General features: G+C 45.7%; 19 protein-coding genes. 11 read left to right on the forward strand and 8 right to left on the reverse strand.

The window, feature by feature from the left end; all coding sequences use genetic code 11:
- Nucleotides 1-30 precede the first annotated feature (30 nt).
- A complete protein-coding gene (gene tcdA, locus GXP65_RS12150; RefSeq protein WP_005427322.1) occupies nt 31-840 on the forward strand; it encodes a tRNA cyclic N6-threonylcarbamoyladenosine(37) synthase TcdA in 810 nt (269 codons plus the stop codon).
- A 20-nt stretch (nt 841-860) separates the two neighbouring features.
- Nucleotides 861-1289 carry a cysteine desulfurase sulfur acceptor subunit CsdE gene (gene csdE / locus GXP65_RS12155; protein WP_134976471.1) on the forward strand — a complete coding sequence of 143 codons (429 nt, stop codon included), beginning with the start codon at nt 861-863 and terminating at the stop codon, nt 1287-1289.
- Between the two features lie 101 nt (nt 1290-1390).
- On the opposite strand, the gene csdA is transcribed toward csdE, so the two are convergent.
- From csdA to GXP65_RS12175, 4 genes are all read right to left on the reverse strand, one after another.
- The gene (gene csdA / locus GXP65_RS12160; RefSeq protein WP_162092929.1) at nt 1391-2602 is read right to left on the reverse strand and encodes a cysteine desulfurase CsdA; all 1212 of its coding nucleotides are present in this window, start codon (nt 2600-2602) and stop codon (nt 1391-1393) included.
- On the reverse strand, nt 2602-3201 hold the full coding sequence (locus tag GXP65_RS12165; RefSeq protein WP_038885195.1) for a DJ-1 family glyoxalase III: 600 nt from the start codon (nt 3199-3201) through the stop codon (nt 2602-2604). The genes csdA and GXP65_RS12165 overlap by 1 nt, the downstream gene beginning before the upstream one ends.
- The gene (gene panE, locus GXP65_RS12170) at nt 3198-4088 is read right to left on the reverse strand and encodes a 2-dehydropantoate 2-reductase (protein WP_162092930.1); all 891 of its coding nucleotides are present in this window, start codon (nt 4086-4088) and stop codon (nt 3198-3200) included. The genes GXP65_RS12165 and panE overlap by 4 nt, the downstream gene beginning before the upstream one ends.
- Nucleotides 4089-4195: 107 nt before the next feature.
- On the reverse strand, nt 4196-5014 hold the full coding sequence (locus GXP65_RS12175) for an outer membrane protein OmpK (protein ID WP_005436622.1): 819 nt from the start codon (nt 5012-5014) through the stop codon (nt 4196-4198).
- 323 nt (nt 5015-5337) lie between these two features.
- Here GXP65_RS12175 and GXP65_RS12180 point away from each other — a divergent pair, with 323 nt between their 5' ends.
- From GXP65_RS12180 to GXP65_RS12195, 4 genes are read left to right on the forward strand one after another with little or no spacing between them, the layout of a single operon-like run.
- Complete coding sequence (locus GXP65_RS12180; RefSeq protein ID WP_162092931.1) at nt 5338-5934, forward strand: LON peptidase substrate-binding domain-containing protein; 597 nt, start codon at nt 5338-5340, stop codon at nt 5932-5934.
- The gene (locus GXP65_RS12185) at nt 5931-7289 is read left to right on the forward strand and encodes a DUF4397 domain-containing protein (RefSeq protein ID WP_162092932.1); all 1359 of its coding nucleotides are present in this window, start codon (nt 5931-5933) and stop codon (nt 7287-7289) included. The genes GXP65_RS12180 and GXP65_RS12185 overlap by 4 nt, the downstream gene beginning before the upstream one ends.
- 45 nt (nt 7290-7334) lie before the next feature.
- On the forward strand, nt 7335-7919 hold the full coding sequence (locus GXP65_RS12190) for an RNA polymerase sigma factor (protein ID WP_005427300.1): 585 nt from the start codon (nt 7335-7337) through the stop codon (nt 7917-7919).
- Nucleotides 7916-8578, forward strand: coding sequence for a ChrR family anti-sigma-E factor (locus GXP65_RS12195; RefSeq protein WP_038891892.1), 663 nt, complete (start codon nt 7916-7918; stop codon nt 8576-8578). Before GXP65_RS12190 ends, GXP65_RS12195 begins: the two co-directional genes overlap by 4 nt.
- Before the next feature lie 67 nt (nt 8579-8645).
- Here GXP65_RS12195 and GXP65_RS12200 read toward each other — a convergent pair whose 3' ends face one another.
- From GXP65_RS12200 to GXP65_RS12215, 4 genes are all read right to left on the reverse strand, one after another.
- Complete coding sequence (locus GXP65_RS12200) at nt 8646-9998, reverse strand: MFS transporter (RefSeq protein WP_038891891.1); 1353 nt, start codon at nt 9996-9998, stop codon at nt 8646-8648.
- A 71-nt stretch (nt 9999-10069) separates the two neighbouring features.
- Nucleotides 10070-10615 (reverse strand): peptidylprolyl isomerase, encoded by a 546-nt coding sequence (locus GXP65_RS12205; protein WP_005427297.1) that lies wholly within the window; start codon nt 10613-10615, stop codon nt 10070-10072.
- Nucleotides 10615-11184, reverse strand: coding sequence for a YajG family lipoprotein (locus GXP65_RS12210; protein ID WP_010649970.1), 570 nt, complete (start codon nt 11182-11184; stop codon nt 10615-10617). Before GXP65_RS12210 ends, GXP65_RS12205 begins: the two co-directional genes overlap by 1 nt.
- A gap of 39 nt (nt 11185-11223) precedes the next feature.
- Nucleotides 11224-12381, reverse strand: coding sequence for a methyltransferase (locus tag GXP65_RS12215; protein WP_162092933.1), 1158 nt, complete (start codon nt 12379-12381; stop codon nt 11224-11226).
- Nucleotides 12382-12586: 205 nt separating this feature from the next.
- Between GXP65_RS12215 and bolA the strand changes: the two genes are divergently transcribed.
- From bolA to GXP65_RS12240, 5 genes are all read left to right on the forward strand, one after another.
- Entirely contained in the window at nt 12587-12895 is a 309-nt protein-coding gene (gene bolA / locus GXP65_RS12220) for a transcriptional regulator BolA (RefSeq protein WP_005427328.1), read from the forward strand.
- A 471-nt stretch (nt 12896-13366) separates the two neighbouring features.
- Nucleotides 13367-14707, forward strand: coding sequence for a Na(+)-translocating NADH-quinone reductase subunit A (locus GXP65_RS12225; protein ID WP_038891887.1), 1341 nt, complete (start codon nt 13367-13369; stop codon nt 14705-14707).
- Between the two features lie 3 nt (nt 14708-14710).
- Complete coding sequence (locus GXP65_RS12230) at nt 14711-15952, forward strand: NADH:ubiquinone reductase (Na(+)-transporting) subunit B (RefSeq protein ID WP_005427308.1); 1242 nt, start codon at nt 14711-14713, stop codon at nt 15950-15952.
- A complete protein-coding gene (locus tag GXP65_RS12235) occupies nt 15942-16727 on the forward strand; it encodes a Na(+)-translocating NADH-quinone reductase subunit C (protein ID WP_005427293.1) in 786 nt (261 codons plus the stop codon). The genes GXP65_RS12230 and GXP65_RS12235 overlap by 11 nt, the downstream gene beginning before the upstream one ends.
- Nucleotides 16727-17359 (forward strand): NADH:ubiquinone reductase (Na(+)-transporting) subunit D, encoded by a 633-nt coding sequence (locus GXP65_RS12240; protein WP_012128720.1) that lies wholly within the window; start codon nt 16727-16729, stop codon nt 17357-17359. The genes GXP65_RS12235 and GXP65_RS12240 overlap by 1 nt, the downstream gene beginning before the upstream one ends.
- Nucleotides 17360-17362 lie beyond the last annotated feature (3 nt).

Consider the following 17362-nt stretch of genomic DNA (forward strand, 5'->3'; position numbering starts at 1 on the left):
GTTTTTCTATCGATCATCTGGAACTTCAATATGCGTGAACTCGATACTCCGGCATCTGACAGCTACAACCAACGTTTTGGTGGCACTCGTCGTCTCTACGGCAACAGCGAAGTAGAAATTCTTCGTGCTGCACACGTGTGTGTGATTGGTATTGGTGGTGTAGGTTCTTGGGCGGTAGAAGCGCTGGCACGTACTGGTATTGGTGAGCTGACGCTGATTGATATGGATGACGTGTGTGTGACTAACATTAACCGTCAAATCCACGCGATGACTGGCACGGTTGGTCAAAGCAAAATTGAAGTAATGGCAGAGCGCGTTAAGCTGATTAACCCAGAGTGTAAGGTGAATCTGATTGACGATTTCATCACGCCAGATAACCAGCACGAGTACTTGAGCAAAGAGTTCGATTACGTGTTGGATGCGATCGATAGCGTAAAAGCAAAAGCGTCTCTACTGGCTTACTGTCGTAGCAACAAGATCAAAGTGATCACGACAGGCGGTGCTGGTGGTCAAATCGATCCAACCCAAATCATGGTGGCGGATCTGACCAAGACTATCCAAGATCCACTGGCGAAGAAGATCAAAGATACATTGCGTCGTCATCATAACTTCCCGAAAAATCCAGCGCGTAAGTTTGGTATTGATTGTGTTTTCTCTACGGAGCAATTGAAGTACCCACAAGCCGATGGTTCAGTATGTGGCGTGAAATCGACAGCAGAAGGTCCAAAACGTATGGATTGTGCGAGTGGTTTTGGCGCGGCGACGGTCGTAACCGCAACTTTCGGTTTTGTTGCGGTATCTCGCATCGTTGAAAAGCTGATTCAAAAGCATAAGAAGTAATTCAAAGAAGAGAGCGCATCATGACTGATTTCCCTGTTTCGCCGTTTGGCACTGACATCACCAGTGAAGACATCGCCGCAACCATGCAGCAATTTAAAGGTTGGGAAGACCGTTACCGTCAGGTGATTCAATGGGGTAAAAAATTGCCTCAAATGCCTGAAGAGCTTAAATCAGAACAAGTTACGGTATCTGGTTGTGAAAGCCTAGTGTGGTTGGTGAGCAAAGAGCAAGAAGGCGTATGGCACTTCTGCGCTGATTCTGACGCGCGTATCGTTCGTGGCCTGATTGCCTTGGTGATGGCGGCTTACGACGGCAAAACAGCAGAGCAAATTCAAGCGTTTGATATTGATGCTTACTTTGAAAAGCTGGGTTTAATTGCTCATCTAAGCCCATCGCGTGGCAACGGTTTGAAAGCGATTGTTGAGCAGATCAAAACACAGGCTCTGTAATAGCGATTAGTTAACACTGCGCAAAGAACAGAATAAAGAAAAGGGTTGAAGCCAAACGGTTTCAACCCTTTTTCTATATATCTACAGTGGTATTTTTATTGTTAAAGCATATCGACCGCTTTCTCTACTGCTGCAATCAGCTTCTCAACATCTTCTAACGTATTGTAGATACCAAAAGAAACGCGCACCGTGCCTTTGACGTTGAGCGCATCCATCAGAGGGTGAGCACAGTGATGCCCTGCACGAACAGCGATACCTTGTTGATCAAGCAGTGTAGCAATGTCTTGGTGGTGAACGCCGTCCATCACAAAAGTAAGCACTGAAGCGTTCGGCTGATAACCGAGGATTTGAATGTCGTCCAGATGAGTCAGTGCTTGGTAAGCTTTGTCTTGCAGAGAATGCAGATGTGCCTCTACTTCGGTTTGGTTAAAGCCTTGGTACCAATCGATAGCTTTTGCTAGCGCAATTGCGCCGGCGACGTTTGGTGTTCCCGCTTCAAACTTACCCGGCAAGGCAGAGAAAGTGGTTTTCTCAAACGAGACTCTTTCGACCATTTTGCCGCCGCCGTGCCATGGTGGCATTGCTTCTAAAAGTTCAAGCTTGCCATACAGCACGCCAATCCCAGCGGGTGCATACAACTTGTGGCCAGAGAAGACATAAAAGTCGACATCGAGCTCTGCTAAGTTCAACTGCTCATGAACAATACCTTGTGCACCATCAACAACAATAACCGCGCCTACCGCATGTGCCATGGCGATGATTTTCTCAATAGGCTGACGAGAGCCCGTCACATTGGTGATTTGGGCACACGCTACGATTTTACAGCGCTCCGATAACAGTGCTTCAAATGCATCGATATTGAACTGGCAATTGGAGGTCATCGGAACTTTAACGATTTTCGCGCCCGTTTGCTCTGCGACAATTTGCCAAGGCACGATGTTGGCGTGATGTTCCATTTCACTGATCAGGATTTCATCACCCGCTTGGAGTGTGCTTCGAGCATAAGTTTGCGCGATTAGGTTTAGTGCTTCAGTTGCGCCTCGAGTCCAAATGATTTCTTTTGAACTGCTCGCCCCAATGAACTTCGCAACGGTGTCACGAGCCGCTTCAAATTGGCTGGTCGCGTTGGCTGTTAAGCTGTGACTGCCACGGTGCACGTTAGCATTTTGTGCGCTGTAGTAACGACTAATCACATCGATCACGCACTGTGGCTTCTGTGTTGTAGCTGCGCTATCAAGGTAAACCAAAGGCGATTGGTTTACGTCTTGATTCAGGGCAGGGAACTGTTCGCGTACAGCGTTTACGTCAAACATTATTCGTCACCGAGCTCGTGGTAATGCAGTGTTGGGATAGTGACTAACGGCTCAGCAACCATCCATCCATGTTCTTTACCGGAAAGTTTGATAATGATTTCCATCGCGAACTCAAGTGCAGTTCCTGGTCCCTGACTTGTCAGTAGGTTGTGATTCACATCCATGGTGACACGTTTAGCTCGCCATTTGTCTTCAGGAATATGAGATTGGAAGCTTGGATGACATGTCATCAGGGCTTCAGGGTAAAGATTGTGATGTTGCAAAACCAAAGCTGGCGCTGCACAAATCGCTGCAACCAGTTTTCCTTCGTACATATGCTGTTTCAGAATCTCAATCATGATGGTGCTATCACGGAAGGTTTCTGCGCCGCCAACACCACCAGACAGAACAATTGCATCAAACTCATCGTCAGCAATATCAACCAGCTTGCAATCCGCGGTTAGTGTCACGCCACGAGACGCTTTCATAGTCAGTGCACCATCGAAATCTGCGCTTGCGACCGTTACGTCATAGCCCGCACGAACCATCAAGTCGATAACGGTTACCGCTTCCATTTCTTCTGTGCCCGGCGCGATAGGTACTAAGATCTTTTTATTCATTGTTCTGTCCAGCTTTGTTCAATCTGTTTGATGCGTTGATAGAGTTTGGCATTCTCTGGCGTGCTAATGTGATGCTTTTCGGCGGCGTGCAGTAGATAACCAGTAATAAAGTCTATCTCGGTAAGACGTTGGTGAAAAACATCTTGCCTCATAGAAGAGTAGTTGGCTGCTGTAGCGTTAACCACTTGCATAATAGTGGTGTGAAGAGAGTCAAAATCGACCTTTATCTCTTCTTTATTCATAACCTCCACCAACTCGCGGGTGATGTTAGCCAACTCGGTGGCAAATTCCGGAGCGGCAAGCTCCCCATTCTTACATTGATGGATTGCGGTCAGTGGATTGATAGCACAGTTGATCGCAAGTTTGGTCCACAACGCAGTGTTGATGTTTGGGTTCCAATTTACCTCGGGCAAAGCGTGGTTCATCACATCTGCAAGAAATTCACACTGAGCACCTTTAGCATTAAAACCACCCAGTTGAGTATTCCCCTGGCCAGTGTGAAGAACCTGCTCTTTACTTGGTTTGTAAGCACCGTGTGTTGTTGTGGCAACTATCAATGGGTTATCAGGCAGTTTTGCTTCAAGTAGCGGTGCAGTGCCCATACCGTTGTGCAGTAACATCACGATTGTGTCTTCGCTGATGTAGGGAAGAAGAGGCTCAATGGCTCCCTCTACTTGCCATGCTTTTACTGTCACAACAATCAGATCTGCATTTTGAACAGAAGGGATGTGCTGATTAGAAAAATTGATTGCTGGATTGTCATCGAGTTGGAGCAACTGCTCGCTGTTTGAGCTTTTTCCCCATAAGGAGACATTGTGTCCAGCAAGTTTGAATTTAGTCGCCCAGAGTGAACCAACGGCTCCCGGACCTAAGATGAGAATATTCACCAAACGCTCTCATTAAAAAGGTTTGCTGCAAGGATAATGAGGGAAAAAAGGAAAGCAAATAAAAATGGCGCCAAGAGGCGCCATTTTTGGGGAACTTATCGGTTCAATTAGAACTTGTAAGTTACAGCTACGTAGTGACCAGCACCAGATGATTCTGGTTTGTGACCCCATGGTAGTGGCTCACCGTCTTTGAAGCCGTATACGTCATGGTATAGTTTCAGGCCGTAACCCACTGCGAAGCGGTCAGAGTGCCAGTAGATACCGTTAAACATTGCACCGCCGTTAGACGCTGTAGTGTTGAACTTGTTACCTTCAGCATCATCCATACCGAATTGGTAATCGATGTAACCTTGGTAAGAAATGAATGAACCGTTCTCGAAGAAGTAGAATGGCTTGAACCAGTTAGTAGAAACTTGGAAACCGTTCCAGTCTTTTTTGTTGCCATCGTAAGTACCGTATAGGTTTAGGCCGATTTTGCCTAACCAAGGAACCATTACGTCAGAACCTAGACCGATTTTCTGAGAGTTAACGTCTGAGTTACCACCCCATTCCATAAGAGTCGCAACGTAAAGCTCTTGAACTGGACCGAAAGATAGGTCTTTACCAGTTACAGCATCTAGAGACATACGAGGAGCAAACTTCATGAAGATCTTCTCGCCGCCATCTTTGTCGCTGCCTGGATCTGAAGCTAGGTTAAATACATCTACGTAACCGTATAGGTCGAAGATGCCAGAGCGGCCGCCAAATTCCATTTCTAGGTAATCGTGAGAAGACTCAGAGTAGCCTTTCTCGTTGAATGCACCCATTAGGTTGAATTGCATCCACTTGTAATCGTTCTTGTGGATATCGCCATCTGAGTAGTCAGCAGCCATAACTGGAGCTGAAGTAGCCGCTAGAAGGCTAAGAGCTAAAAGTGATTTACGCATAAGGGGACTCTCTATGTTTGTAATGATTCAGAACACGCAATCTGTGCTGCGCTTTCCAATTGGCGGGAATAATAGCGATAAAAATCTCAAATGAAAGTGATAAAGGATGCAAAAATGAAGGTTTTTAGTGAGGTTCGTCACGAAATAAGTTTATTTCACGGAACTTTTTGTTTGTTGCATTGATTTGCAATAAATATGTGACGCATGTCGTTTGCGTAATCGTTTTTATGACTTTTTAAGCCAGTCGATTAACCAACATAAATCGTTAGTGATCTCTCCAATACATGGCTCGTATGAGTTTTTGAATCAAAGAGGACGATTTAATGAACGAAGTCATGTTATTCCCTTTAACCTCAGTTGTATTGCCGGAAGGAAAGATGAATCTGCGTATTTTTGAGCCACGTTATCAACGCATGGTGAAGGAATGCAGCATCAGAAACGTCGGGTTTGGCGTTTGTCTTGTCGGCAGTGGGGAAGATCCAAAAGCAGTAGGGAATGTGTCGTCTATCGGTACTTTGGTCACCATCGTTGATTTTGAAAGACTGAGTGATGGACTTCTTGGCATTACCGTTGTCGGTGAGAAGCGCTTCACTGTCAGACGAGTAAGGGCCGATTCTGACGGTCTCCGTCATGCTGAGGTAGATTGGATTGAAAATTGGTGTGAACCAATGACCCCTCCAAATTTTCTTTACCTAAGCGAGCAGCTTGCACACGTGTACGAGCAGTTCCCTCAGCTGGGAAAACTCTATCAACATCGTTTTTATGACGATGCGTCTTGGGTTACCCAACGGTGGCTAGAGCTTTTACCTCTCGACAGTGTTTTGTTTGAAAAGCTGGTTGGTGCGACAGATTGCCTTCCCGCATTGGAATTTCTCAACCAAGCGATAGAAGTCCCACCGAAAAGAGAGACTAGATTATGAAAGGATTAACCAAAACCGCAGTAACTTTGCTTGCTGTGTTTGGGATCGCTGCGTGTGGTTCTGACAGTGATTCAATTAAATTTACCAACCTACAAGCCGTGCACGCCTCTGCAGATGCGCCCCTAGCTAATGTCTGGATTAATGACGAAGCTACGTTAACAGGGGTTGATTATGGTGTCGGCTCAGGATATTTGATGCTGCCAGAGGGAACCAACTCGGTCCAAGTGGACGTCCAGCTTCCTGGAGGTGATGTCGCGACCGTTGTTGACAAGACATCTTTAGACCTAGATTCTGACACCAATTACACCGTCTTTGTTGTAGGCGATGCTTCTGGTACACCAAACCCTGTTGAACCTTTAATCGTTACCCGAAGCGCCGAATCAATGGCAAATGATGACAGCTTGGATGTTCAAGTTGTGCACGTTGCATCTGGTGTTCCTGCTGTAGATTTGTATGTGACAGCACCAGGTGCTGACCTAGCTTCTTCAACACCATTAACGAACTTGGCATACAAAGCGTCGACCGACGTGTTGAATATTCCTGCTGGGGATTACCAAGTTCGTTTAGCGGTTGGTGATACAGTCGCGTTTGACTCCGGTACAATCGCTCTGCCAGCCAACGCTAATCTTACGATTGCAGCAATAGGCACAGCGGACTCAAACAGTGCCTCTCCTGCGAAGCTACTAGTATTGGATGGTTCAGGCTCTTCTATAATTGAAGATATGGGCAGTCAAGCTGAGGTGCGTGTCGGCCATCTCGTTGATGGTGCACCATTAGTGGACGTATATGTGGATGGCGCGGCTTTTGCTCCATTGGCAGACCTCGCATTCAAAGAAATTCGCGGCTACTTAGACCTTGCACCTAAAGCTTACGATATTGACGTATATGTAGACGGCACTACGACCGACCCGATCATCGACGTTGACGGCTTAGAGGTTAAAGGCGGTATGGATTACAGTATCTACGCAGTAGGTGTAGTGAGTCCTGAAATTGCTATCGAGCCCCTCGTTGTAGAGGACATGCGTAGAGCGGTAGCGACCAGTGCCACATTAAACGTGACGCACGCAGCTGCTAATCCGGTCGCAGAAATGGTTGATATTTACCTAACAACGAGTGCGGGCATTGATGGAAGTGATCCAGCGATAGCGGACTTTGCGTATAAAGATAGTGTGCAAGGCGTTTACGTTGCGGAAGGTTCTTATTTCGTGACAGTTACCGTGGCTGGAGACCCATCTACAGTAGCGATTGATTCTGCGCCTGTAACTGTAATGAATGGCGTTGTGTACCAAGTGGTTGCCATTGACGACGGTAACAACGGTGGCTTCAACCTTATTGTTGATGACATCACCGATTAGGATTAAGGGGGAGGAGGAAACTCCTCCCAATGATTAAGGCTGATTATGATGAGTGAAAGCCCGCAAAAATTAGGGCGAAGCGAATGGAACGAGTATATGAACAAGGTGAAAGCGAGAGACAAAGACGCTTTTGCTTTTGTATTTCGTTTTTATGCACCGAAGCTTAAACAGTTCGCCTACAAACATGTCGGCAACGAGCAAGTGGCAATGGAAATGGTGCAGGAAACCATGGCAACAGTGTGGCAAAAAGCGCACCTTTACGATGGAACGAAAAGCGCCTTGTCGACATGGATATACACGATAATTCGTAACCTTTGTTTCGACCTTTTGAGAAAGCAGAAAGGTAAAGACCTACATATTCATTCTGATGACATTTGGCCATCAGATTACTATCCGCCTGATTTGGTCGACCATTATTCACCAGAGCAAGACATGCTCAAAGAACAGGTTGTCAAATTCTTAGACATACTGCCAAAAAACCAAAGGGATGTGTTACAGGCAGTGTACTTGGAAGAGCTACCACATCAGCAAGTCGCTGAACTGTTTGACATACCTCTGGGAACCGTGAAATCCCGGTTAAGGCTAGCGGTAGAAAAACTAAGGCATTCAATGCATACGGAGCAATTATGAACAAACACCCAGACAACAACTTGTTAGAGGCATACGCCTCGGGCAATATTGATGCAGTTTCTGGTCTGGTGGTTGCCACGCACTTAGAGACTTGTCCGAAATGCCGAGCGTATGTAAATGAAATGGAAGCCGAGCAAGCAACGTTCGAAGTTAGTGACGTATCTTGGGATTACAACGCTGAATTTGACACTATGCTTAACGACATCGTCACTGCAGAAACGAAGCCAGATACTGTCATTATCAATGACGTTGTCAGTGTCGCCGTTGCGGGTAAAGATTTTAAATTACCTAAAACGTTAAGTCGCTTCTCTGATCTTGTCGGAGAATGGAAGAGCTACGGTGGTAAGGTTTTCAGTGCACAAATCGAACTAGGGGAAGATGCGCGAGTAAATCTGATGTACATTAGCGAAGACGTGCGCATACCTCAGCATACACACAAAGGGTCAGAGTCGACACTTGTTCTGCATGGCGGTTTTAGTGATGAAGACGGTCATTATGAAGCTGGAGACTTATTGGTGAGGGATTCCTCTGTCAAGCACAGTCCATTCACCAAGCCTGGTGAAGATTGTTTATGTTTAACGGTACTCACCGAGCCGATGATGTTTACTCAAGGTGTGGCGAGAATCTTCAATATGTTTGGTAAAGGTATGTACCCTTAACGAGCATCCAGGATCTGAAACAAAAAAACCACCGCATCGCGGTGGTTTTTGTTTTTCATTTCTTTTCTTAGTTTCTCTGTCTCGCTTTTTCTAGCAACTCAGTGAAGTAATGTCGCAATGAATAAAGCATGATCAAACTCGGAACGACCATTACCGCAGTAATCACAAAGAAAGTCGTCCAGTCATTCAGATAATCAACTAATTCGCCACTGAACGAAGCTAGGGTAGTCCGTCCAAAGTTGCCCAGCGAGGCTAACAAAGCGTACTGAGTTGCAGAGAATGCTTGTCCAGTCAGGATCGTCAAGAACGAAACAAAAGCGACGGTCGAGAAAGCGGTTGTGAAGTTATCGACAATGATCGTCGCTAAGAACAGATGCTCATTCGGGCCGACTTTCGCAATCCAAGCAAACATCAAGTTGCTCGCTGCCATAGCGATACCACCAATCATCAGGCCGCGCACAATACCAAACTTAACGTTAAACATGCTGCCAACAAAGGTGAACAGCATGGTTGCGCCCCAGCCAATCAGTTTCGAGTAGTAGCCAATTTGTTCATTGCTAAAACCTATCTCCTTATAGAAGGCAATCGACATGCGTCCCAAGAACGCCTCGCCAATTTTGAATAGGAAAACAAATAACAAAAGCGTGATGGCAACACGAACGCCATTACGATTGAAGAAGTCCAAGAAAGGTTCCACAACGGTAACGGTAAACCAAGCCACCAGTTTGGAGCCCACGACTTCTTTATGACGTTGCTCTGCTTCCAACTGCAGTTGTTCACGTTGTGTTTTTGGTTCACCCACTAAAAGAGTGAAAATCATCAAGAGCACAACGATAAAAGCCATGCCGTAATAGACACCATTCCAGCCTATGCCATCGGCATTAATGAACGCTAAATAGCCTGGTAGTGAATAACCCGTCCACCAACCAATCACCGCCATAGCAGAAGCTTGCGGAAGTTTCGATTCTTCCGTCTTAGGAAAGGTATCAATACGGAACGCATCAATCGCAATATCCTGTGTCGCTGAGGCTGTGGCAATACACAATGCGAGAAGTGATGTGAAAATCAGGTTTTCAGCGGGGTTCACACCGGCAATAAACAGAGTAGCAACAAGCACGATACTCTGGCATAGGAAAATCCAGCTACGACGTTGTCCAAGTAAGCGGTGCAACACAGGCAGTTTGACGCGATCGACCAATGGCGCCCATAAAAAGTTGATCGCATAAACAGCAAATACGCTACCAAAATAGCCGATTGCCGATAACGTCAAACCAGCATCTTTTAGCCAGCCTGACATGTTTGAACCAATAAGCACCCAGGGGAAGCCACTTGAGCAGCCAAGCATGAAAACCCAAAGTAAGCGTTTATCGAGGTAACTTTTTACCGTTTCCAACCAAGTGATGGAAGGTAATGAAGACATAAATCAATCCGTTAAAATAGAGCCACTAAAAGAGAAAGCCCTTCGAATATTCAAAGGGCTTATGATTTGGGCTACTTGAGTAGTGTTGCTTTGGTGATGACGATTTGTGTCTCTGGGACATCGCGCATGCGACCGATGGATTTGGTTGGCTGAGCCGCCATTTTTTGAATGACATCGAAGCCTTCGGTGACTTCACCAAATACTGCATAACCCGGTGGGCGAGAACCGTAGTTTAAGAAGTCATTGTCGACCAAGTTTACGAAGAACTGACGTGTTGCCGAATCAGGAGCATTGGTACGCGCCATTGCAATAGTGGCACGGTCATTGTTCAAACCGTTATTCCCTTCGTTTTTGATTGGTGCGTAGGTCTTAACCATTTGCATGTCTTGGTTAAAGCCACCACCTTGCGCCATAAAGCCAGGAATCACGCGATGGAAAATCGTACCTTCGTAGCTACCATCTTCCACATATTTAAGGAAGTTCGCGACCGTAACGGGTGCTTTTTCTTCATTTAACTCTACGGTGAAGTTACCTAACGTAGTTTCAAACGCCACTTTAGGACCAGCAAAAACGCTGCAGCTCAGAAGTGCGAGAGAAAGAATAGCTTTACGTAGCATTAGAATCGCTCCTGCATGTATTGGCGAAGTTCAGGGTCATTCGCGATCTCTTTTAGAGTTAGAGCAACAACATCATTAAGAGTTTGCTCAATATCAGAGTCTGAAGCGCTTAGTGTGCCTGAACGTTTAGCAGTACCAGTATAGGTCTTAACAAGCTTGCCTTGCGGAGTTTCTGCGGTAATTTCTAGAACGACTTTTGCATCCATCTCGTTTTCCATTACAGAGTGCTTCACGTTTACCAACGCTTCTTGCACTTCAAGCTCAATCGAGTTGTCGCTGTTCAGATCTGAATGGAAACCTTGAGAAGAGAATTGCTTCTCTAATGCTTCTTCAAGAGAAATACGTAGGTTTTGTTTCGCGTGAAGAGGCAAAATATTTGAACGACCGTTATCGACAAGAGCAACATACTGAGCCGCACGTACGTCTTTACTGGTTAGACTGTAGCTCTTGCCTTGTACGATCGGGTTCGTGCTTAGCGTCGTCTCAGGCATCAGGTTCAGTTGAGGTTGTTGTGGCGCCGAACATGCAGCAAGCAAGGCAACCGAAGCCGCGAGTACCAGTTTTTTCATCTTATTATTCCTTTTAAACATATTGCTAAAGTCAGGACTTTATTGCTTGGCGCCTAATTTAGCAGGATTTTTCGTTGCCTGTAAAATCACGAACTTATTGTTAGAAGTGACTAATTTCACATTTTTGTCGCCAAACAGACGTTTCAGCTTCGCATCGTAACCAAGGTGACGGTTACCTATGACCAATAACTTACCGCCTTGGTTCAGTATTTGTTTCGCATCGCAGAACATTTGCCACGCAATGTGGTCAGTGATCGCTTGCTGCTGATGGAACGGTGGGTTGCACATCACCATGTCTGCACAGTCTGGGGTGAAACCATCTAAGCAGTTGTTCGCAATGCATTGAATATCGCGGGCGTCGCCTAGGTTATCGAGCAAGTTTTGTTTTGCTGACTCGATAGCCATAAAGCTTTCATCCACGCTGGTTAAACGAGCTTGAGGATTTAATTGCCCCATTTTTACTGACAGCACACCATTACCACAGCCAAGGTCGATGACGTGTTTCAACGTTGGATCTTGAGGAAGGTGTTGCAGCATAAAACGTGCGCCGAGATCCAAGCTTTCGCCTGAGTATACATTTGGCAGATTTTTCAGTTGAATACTCTCACCTTCAATGCCCCAAATCGTCATTGGGTCGACATCTATGACTGGTTGAGCATTGGCAGTTGAGAATACTAAACGATGCTTTTTCCACGCTAGAGAGGTTTTAGTCTCGCCTAAGTACTTCTCAAACAGTTTGAGTGTCGACGTATGGATCTCTTTCGCTTTGTTGACCGCAACAATAGGGCAGGATGCTGGCAACGCTTTACGCAGTTGACTGAGTAACCAAACTAGATGGCGGTTACTTTTTGGCAGTTGCATCAAAACTAAGTCTGTATTCTCTGGAATGTCATCCATCGTCGAGAGAAAAGACACTTGATTGCATTGGTTGTCTGCAAGGTTTTGTTGCGCACCCTTGTGTGAGATGAAAGAGTCACTCATCAACGTCACATTGTGCTTGTCTGAAAACCAGCATGCCAACGCACCGAAGTTATCATTAATAACTACGATATTTTGATTATCTGGCAACGCCATTTCTTCTACGTGATTGATAAGGTACTCATCACCCGCATCCCATGCTTGAAGAGTTTCGTTGGATCGCTTTGGGAAACGATGCAGCGTGAGGCTACGATCGTGAAGGTCTAATTCGGTTTTCATAACTAAACGTAAGTCGATTTGGAAATTAGTGATTATTGTCGCAAATGATGAAGGCTCAAGATACAAAAAGCTGTCAAATTTACTGATTTTCACAGGCTTTTAGCGAACAGTGTGGATTGTGAAAGAGGGAGCAGGGACGTTTCGTTGATTTCATTTGCTGAACTAGAGTATATACTTACCTGATTAGTATTGATGAGGACTGAATATGATCCAAGAAATCATAGAAAAGAAACTGCATAGTGAGCTGCAACCTAACTATTTGAAAGTGATCAATGAGAGCTATATGCACAATGTTCCGCCGGGTTCTGAGAGCCACTTCAAAGTGATTGTGGTCAGTGATGCATTTGCTGGTCAGCGCCTCATTGGACGTCACCGTCAGGTACACACTGTACTGGCCGACGAGCTTGATAATCACATCCATGCCTTGGCGATTCACACTTATACCAATGAAGAGTGGAAACAAGAACAAGATGGTGCTCCAGATAGCCCTATGTGTATGGGTGGTGGTCGCTAGAAAGCGATTAAAACACTGATTTAAAAAGATGGTTTCGGCCATCTTTTTTTGTTTTACATCTTTTCGGGACAACAATGTGGCACAAATAAAGGTTAAAAAATGTGTTAACAGTGTTTCAACAAATGAATGAAAATTAATGCATGTTTCAAAGCATGAATGTTTTATTTCCATAACGAATATATGGGATTTGGCATTTGTGCGTTCGGTCAAACTTATGACTATTCTTTAACCTTTTAGAGCTCGTTCTACCGAAATAAACCCTCCTTTCCTAAGATTGGTCATGGCATCAAGTTCCCAAAAAATGCTAGACTACGGCACCTGATAAATCTCGCCTAATATTTGTGACGAGATAATTAATAGGATGTTGCGATTTTGATGTTTTAAACAGCATCAAAACCGGACACTGATGTCGTGTCTAAAAGTTACGCAATCAAAAGAATCTTTTTCCCGATAAAAGTAGTGCAAGTGCGTATGATTACAATAAAGAAGGGCTTGGATCTTCCTATCGCAGGAGCTCCATCCCAGGTGATTAATGATGGTAAGACCATCAAAAAAGTCGCCTTGCTTGGCGAAGAGTACGTTGGCATGCGTCCTACCATGCATGTCCGCGTTGGCGATGAAGTGAAAAAAGCGCAAGTTCTTTTTGAAGACAAAAAGAACCCTGGCGTGAAGTTCACTGCTCCAGCAGCCGGTAAAGTGATCGAAATTAACCGTGGCGCTAAGCGTGTACTTCAATCAGTAGTGATTGAAGTGGCAGGCGAAGAGCAGGTTACGTTTGATAAGTTCGAAGCAGCTCAACTAGCAGGTCTAGATCGCGAAGTGATCAAGACTCAATTGGTTGAATCTGGCCTTTGGACCGCTTTACGTACTCGTCCGTTCAGCAAGGTTCCAGCAATCGAGTCTGCTACTAAGGCTATTTTCGTAACTGCGATGGATACTAATCCACTAGCAGCACAGCCTGAGTTGATCATCAATGAACAACAAGAAGCATTCGTTGCAGGTCTAGACATTCTTTCAGCCCTGACAGAAGGCAAGGTTTACGTATGTAAGTCTGGCACTAGCTTGCCACGCTCTTCTCAGTCAAACGTAGAAGAACACGTCTTCGATGGCCCTCACCCAGCAGGTCTTGCTGGCACCCACATGCATTTCCTATACCCAGTGAATGCAGAAAATGTGGCATGGAGCATCAACTACCAAGACGTTATCGCGTTCGGTCAGCTTTTCCTAACGGGTGAGCTTTACACTGATCGTGTTGTGTCTCTAGCTGGTCCTGTTGTGAACAACCCACGTCTTCTTCGTACAGTTGTAGGTGCTTCTCTTGAAGACCTAACTGACAGTGAGTTGATGCCTGGTGAAGTTCGTGTGATTTCAGGCTCGGTACTTTCTGGTACTCAAGCGTCTGGTCCACATGCCTACCTAGGTCGTTACCACCAACAAGTTTCTGTGTTACGCGAAGGTCGTGACAAAGAACTGTTTGGCTGGGCTACACCCGGTAAAAACAAGTTCTCAATCACGAAATCTTTCCTTGGTCACATCTTCAAAGGTCAGTTGTTCAACATGACAACAACGACTAACGGTAGTGACCGTGCAATGGTTCCAATCGGCAACTACGAGCGCGTAATGCCGCTTGATATGGAACCGACTTTGCTACTTCGTGATCTATGTGCAGGCGATACAGACAGTGCTCAAACACTGGGTGCGCTTGAACTGGATGAAGAAGATCTAGCATTGTGTACCTTTGTATGTCCTGGTAAATACGAGTACGGTCAGCTACTTCGTGAATGCCTAGATACCATCGTGAAGGAAGGGTAATCCATGCTTAAGAAATTCATTGAGGATATCGAGCATCATTTTGAACCAGGCGGTAAGCACGAAAAGTGGTTTGCTCTGTACGAAGCAGCAGCAACACTATTCTACACGCCAGGTCTAGTAACAAAACGTAGCTCGCACGTTCGTGATAGCGTTGACCTAAAACGTATCATGATCATGGTTTGGTTCGCAGTATTCCCAGCAATGTTCTGGGGTATGTACAACGCGGGTGGCCAAGCTATTGCAGCACTTAACCACATGTACGCTGGTGATCAACTAGCGACAGTTATCGCAGGTAACTGGCACTACTGGCTAACAGAAATGCTTGGCGGCACCATCGGTGCAGAAGCGGGCGTTGGCAGTAAGATGCTACTGGGTGCGACTTACTTCCTACCAATCTACGCAACAGTATTTATTGTTGGTGGTTTCTGGGAAGTACTTTTCTGTATGGTGCGTAAGCACGAAGTTAACGAAGGTTTCTTTGTAACTTCTATTCTATTCGCACTTATCGTTCCACCAACGCTACCTCTATGGCAAGCGGCACTAGGTATCACATTTGGTGTTGTTGTAGCTAAAGAGATCTTCGGTGGTACAGGTCGTAACTTCCTGAACCCTGCTCTTGCAGGTCGTGCTTTCCTATTCTTCGCTTACCCAGCGCAAATCTCGGGTGACGTAGTATGGACTGCGGCTGACGGCTTCTCTGGTGCAACTGCTCTTAGCCAATGGGCTCACGGCGGTAGCGGCGCGTTGATCAACAACATCACTGGCGCTCCTATCACTTGGATGGATGCATTCATCGGTAACATCCCTGGCTCAATTGGTGAAGTATCAACGCTTGCTCTAATGATCGGTGCAGCGATGATCGTTTACATGCGAATCGCTTCATGGCGCATCATCGCAGGTGTAATGATCGGTATGATTGCAGTATCGACACTATTCAACGTGATCGGTTCTGACACCAACCCAATGTTCAACATGCCATGGCACTGGCACCTAGTACTAGGTGGTTTTGCATTCGGTATGTTCTTCATGGCAACAGACCCAGTATCAGCTTCATTTACCAATGGCGGTAAATGGTGGTACGGCATCCTAATCGGTGCAATGTGTGTGATGATCCGTGTAGTTAACCCAGCTTACCCAGAAGGTATGATGCTGGCGATTCTATTCGCGAACCTATTCGCACCTCTGTTCGACCATGTAGTTATCGAGAAGAACATCAAGCGGAGACTAGCACGCTATGGCAAGTAATAACGACAGCATTAAAAAGACGCTGGGTGTTGTTGTCGGGTTGAGCCTTGTTTGTTCAATCATCGTTTCAACAGCAGCAGTAGGTCTGCGTGACCAGCAAAAAGCTAACGCTGTACTAGATAAGCAATCAAAGATTGTAGAAGTTGCGGGTATCGACGCTGAAGGTAAGAAAGTTCCTGAGCTTTTTGCTGAGTACATCGAACCTCGTCTAGTTGACTTCAAAACTGGTGATTTTGTAGAGAAGGCTGAAGACGGCTCTACAGCAGCTAACTACGACCAACGTAAAGCAGCGAAAGATCCAGCAGAGTCTATCAAGCTAACGGCTGATGAAGACAAAGCTAAGATCCTACGTCGTGCTAACACAGGTATTGTTTACCTAGTGAAAAACGGTGATGACATTTCTAAAGTTATCATCCCAGTTCACGGTAACGGCCTATGGTCAATGATGTACGCATTCGTTGCGGTTGAAACTGACGGTAACACTGTGTCTGGTATTACTTACTACGAGCAAGGTGAAACTCCTGGACTTGGTGGTGAAGTAGAAAACCCAGCATGGCGTGCTCAATTCGTTGGTAAGAAACTATTCGACGAGAACCACAAACCAGCAATCAAGATTGTTAAAGGTGGTGCTCCAGAAGGTTCTGAACACGGCGTTGACGGCCTATCTGGTGCGACACTAACTGGTAACGGTGTTCAAGGTACATTTGACTTCTGGTTAGGTGACATGGGCTTTGGTCCTTTCCTAGCAAAAGTTCGTGACGGAGGTCTGAACTAATGTCTAGCGCACAAAACATTAAAAAGAGCATTATGGCGCCGGTGTTGGACAACAACCCGATCGCGCTGCAGGTTCTTGGTGTATGTTCTGCTCTTGCAGTAACAACTAAACTAGAAACAGCATTTGTAATGACGCTAGCGGTAACTTTCGTAACTGCACTGTCTAACTTCTCTGTTTCTCTGATCCGTAACCACATTCCTAACAGTGTGCGTATCATCGTTCAGATGGCAATCATCGCATCGCTAGTAATCGTGGTAGACCAAGTGCTTAAAGCTTACCTATACGATATCTCTAAACAGCTATCTGTATTCGTAGGTCTTATCATCACGAACTGTATCGTAATGGGTCGTGCTGAAGCATTCGCAATGAAATCTGCACCAGTACCATCGCTAATCGACGGTATCGGTAACGGTCTAGGTTACGGCTTCGTTCTTATCACTGTAGGCTTCTTCCGTGAACTATTTGGTTCAGGCAAGCTATTCGGTATGGAAGTTCTACCACTAGTGAGCAACGGTGGTTGGTACCAGCCAAACGGTCTAATGCTACTAGCACCATCTGCATTCTTCCTAATCGGCTTCCTGATCTGGGTAATCCGTATTCTGAAGCCAGAACAAGTAGAAGCGAAGGAGTAAGGG

The organism is Vibrio sp. LB10LO1 (genome assembly GCF_010092875.1).
In the GTDB taxonomy this organism is placed as follows: Bacteria; Pseudomonadota; Gammaproteobacteria; order Enterobacterales; family Vibrionaceae; genus Vibrio; species Vibrio campbellii.

Bases quoted from the DNA above. Each gene is read 5' to 3' on its own strand.
- tcdA (WP_005427322.1), top strand. From the start codon at position 31: ATGCGTGAACTCGATACTCCGGCATCTGACAGCTACAACCAACGTTTT.
- csdE (WP_134976471.1), top strand. From the start codon at position 861: ATGACTGATTTCCCTGTTTCGCCGTTTGGCACTGACATCACCAGTGAA.
- csdA (WP_162092929.1), bottom strand. From the start codon at position 2,602: ATGTTTGACGTAAACGCTGTACGCGAACAGTTCCCTGCCCTGAATCAA.
- GXP65_RS12165 (WP_038885195.1), bottom strand. From the start codon at position 3,201: ATGAATAAAAAGATCTTAGTACCTATCGCGCCGGGCACAGAAGAAATG.
- GXP65_RS12175 (WP_005436622.1), bottom strand. From the start codon at position 5,014: ATGCGTAAATCACTTTTAGCTCTTAGCCTTCTAGCGGCTACTTCAGCT.
- GXP65_RS12180 (WP_162092931.1), top strand. From the start codon at position 5,338: ATGAACGAAGTCATGTTATTCCCTTTAACCTCAGTTGTATTGCCGGAA.
- GXP65_RS12185 (WP_162092932.1), top strand. From the start codon at position 5,931: ATGAAAGGATTAACCAAAACCGCAGTAACTTTGCTTGCTGTGTTTGGG.
- GXP65_RS12190 (WP_005427300.1), top strand. From the start codon at position 7,335: ATGATGAGTGAAAGCCCGCAAAAATTAGGGCGAAGCGAATGGAACGAG.
- GXP65_RS12195 (WP_038891892.1), top strand. From the start codon at position 7,916: ATGAACAAACACCCAGACAACAACTTGTTAGAGGCATACGCCTCGGGC.
- GXP65_RS12200 (WP_038891891.1), bottom strand. From the start codon at position 9,998: ATGTCTTCATTACCTTCCATCACTTGGTTGGAAACGGTAAAAAGTTAC.
- GXP65_RS12205 (WP_005427297.1), bottom strand. From the start codon at position 10,615: ATGCTACGTAAAGCTATTCTTTCTCTCGCACTTCTGAGCTGCAGCGTT.
- GXP65_RS12210 (WP_010649970.1), bottom strand. From the start codon at position 11,184: ATGAAAAAACTGGTACTCGCGGCTTCGGTTGCCTTGCTTGCTGCATGT.
- GXP65_RS12215 (WP_162092933.1), bottom strand. From the start codon at position 12,381: ATGAAAACCGAATTAGACCTTCACGATCGTAGCCTCACGCTGCATCGT.
- bolA (WP_005427328.1), top strand. From the start codon at position 12,587: ATGATCCAAGAAATCATAGAAAAGAAACTGCATAGTGAGCTGCAACCT.
- GXP65_RS12225 (WP_038891887.1), top strand. From the start codon at position 13,367: ATGATTACAATAAAGAAGGGCTTGGATCTTCCTATCGCAGGAGCTCCA.
- GXP65_RS12230 (WP_005427308.1), top strand. From the start codon at position 14,711: ATGCTTAAGAAATTCATTGAGGATATCGAGCATCATTTTGAACCAGGC.
- GXP65_RS12235 (WP_005427293.1), top strand. From the start codon at position 15,942: ATGGCAAGTAATAACGACAGCATTAAAAAGACGCTGGGTGTTGTTGTC.
- GXP65_RS12240 (WP_012128720.1), top strand. From the start codon at position 16,727: ATGTCTAGCGCACAAAACATTAAAAAGAGCATTATGGCGCCGGTGTTG.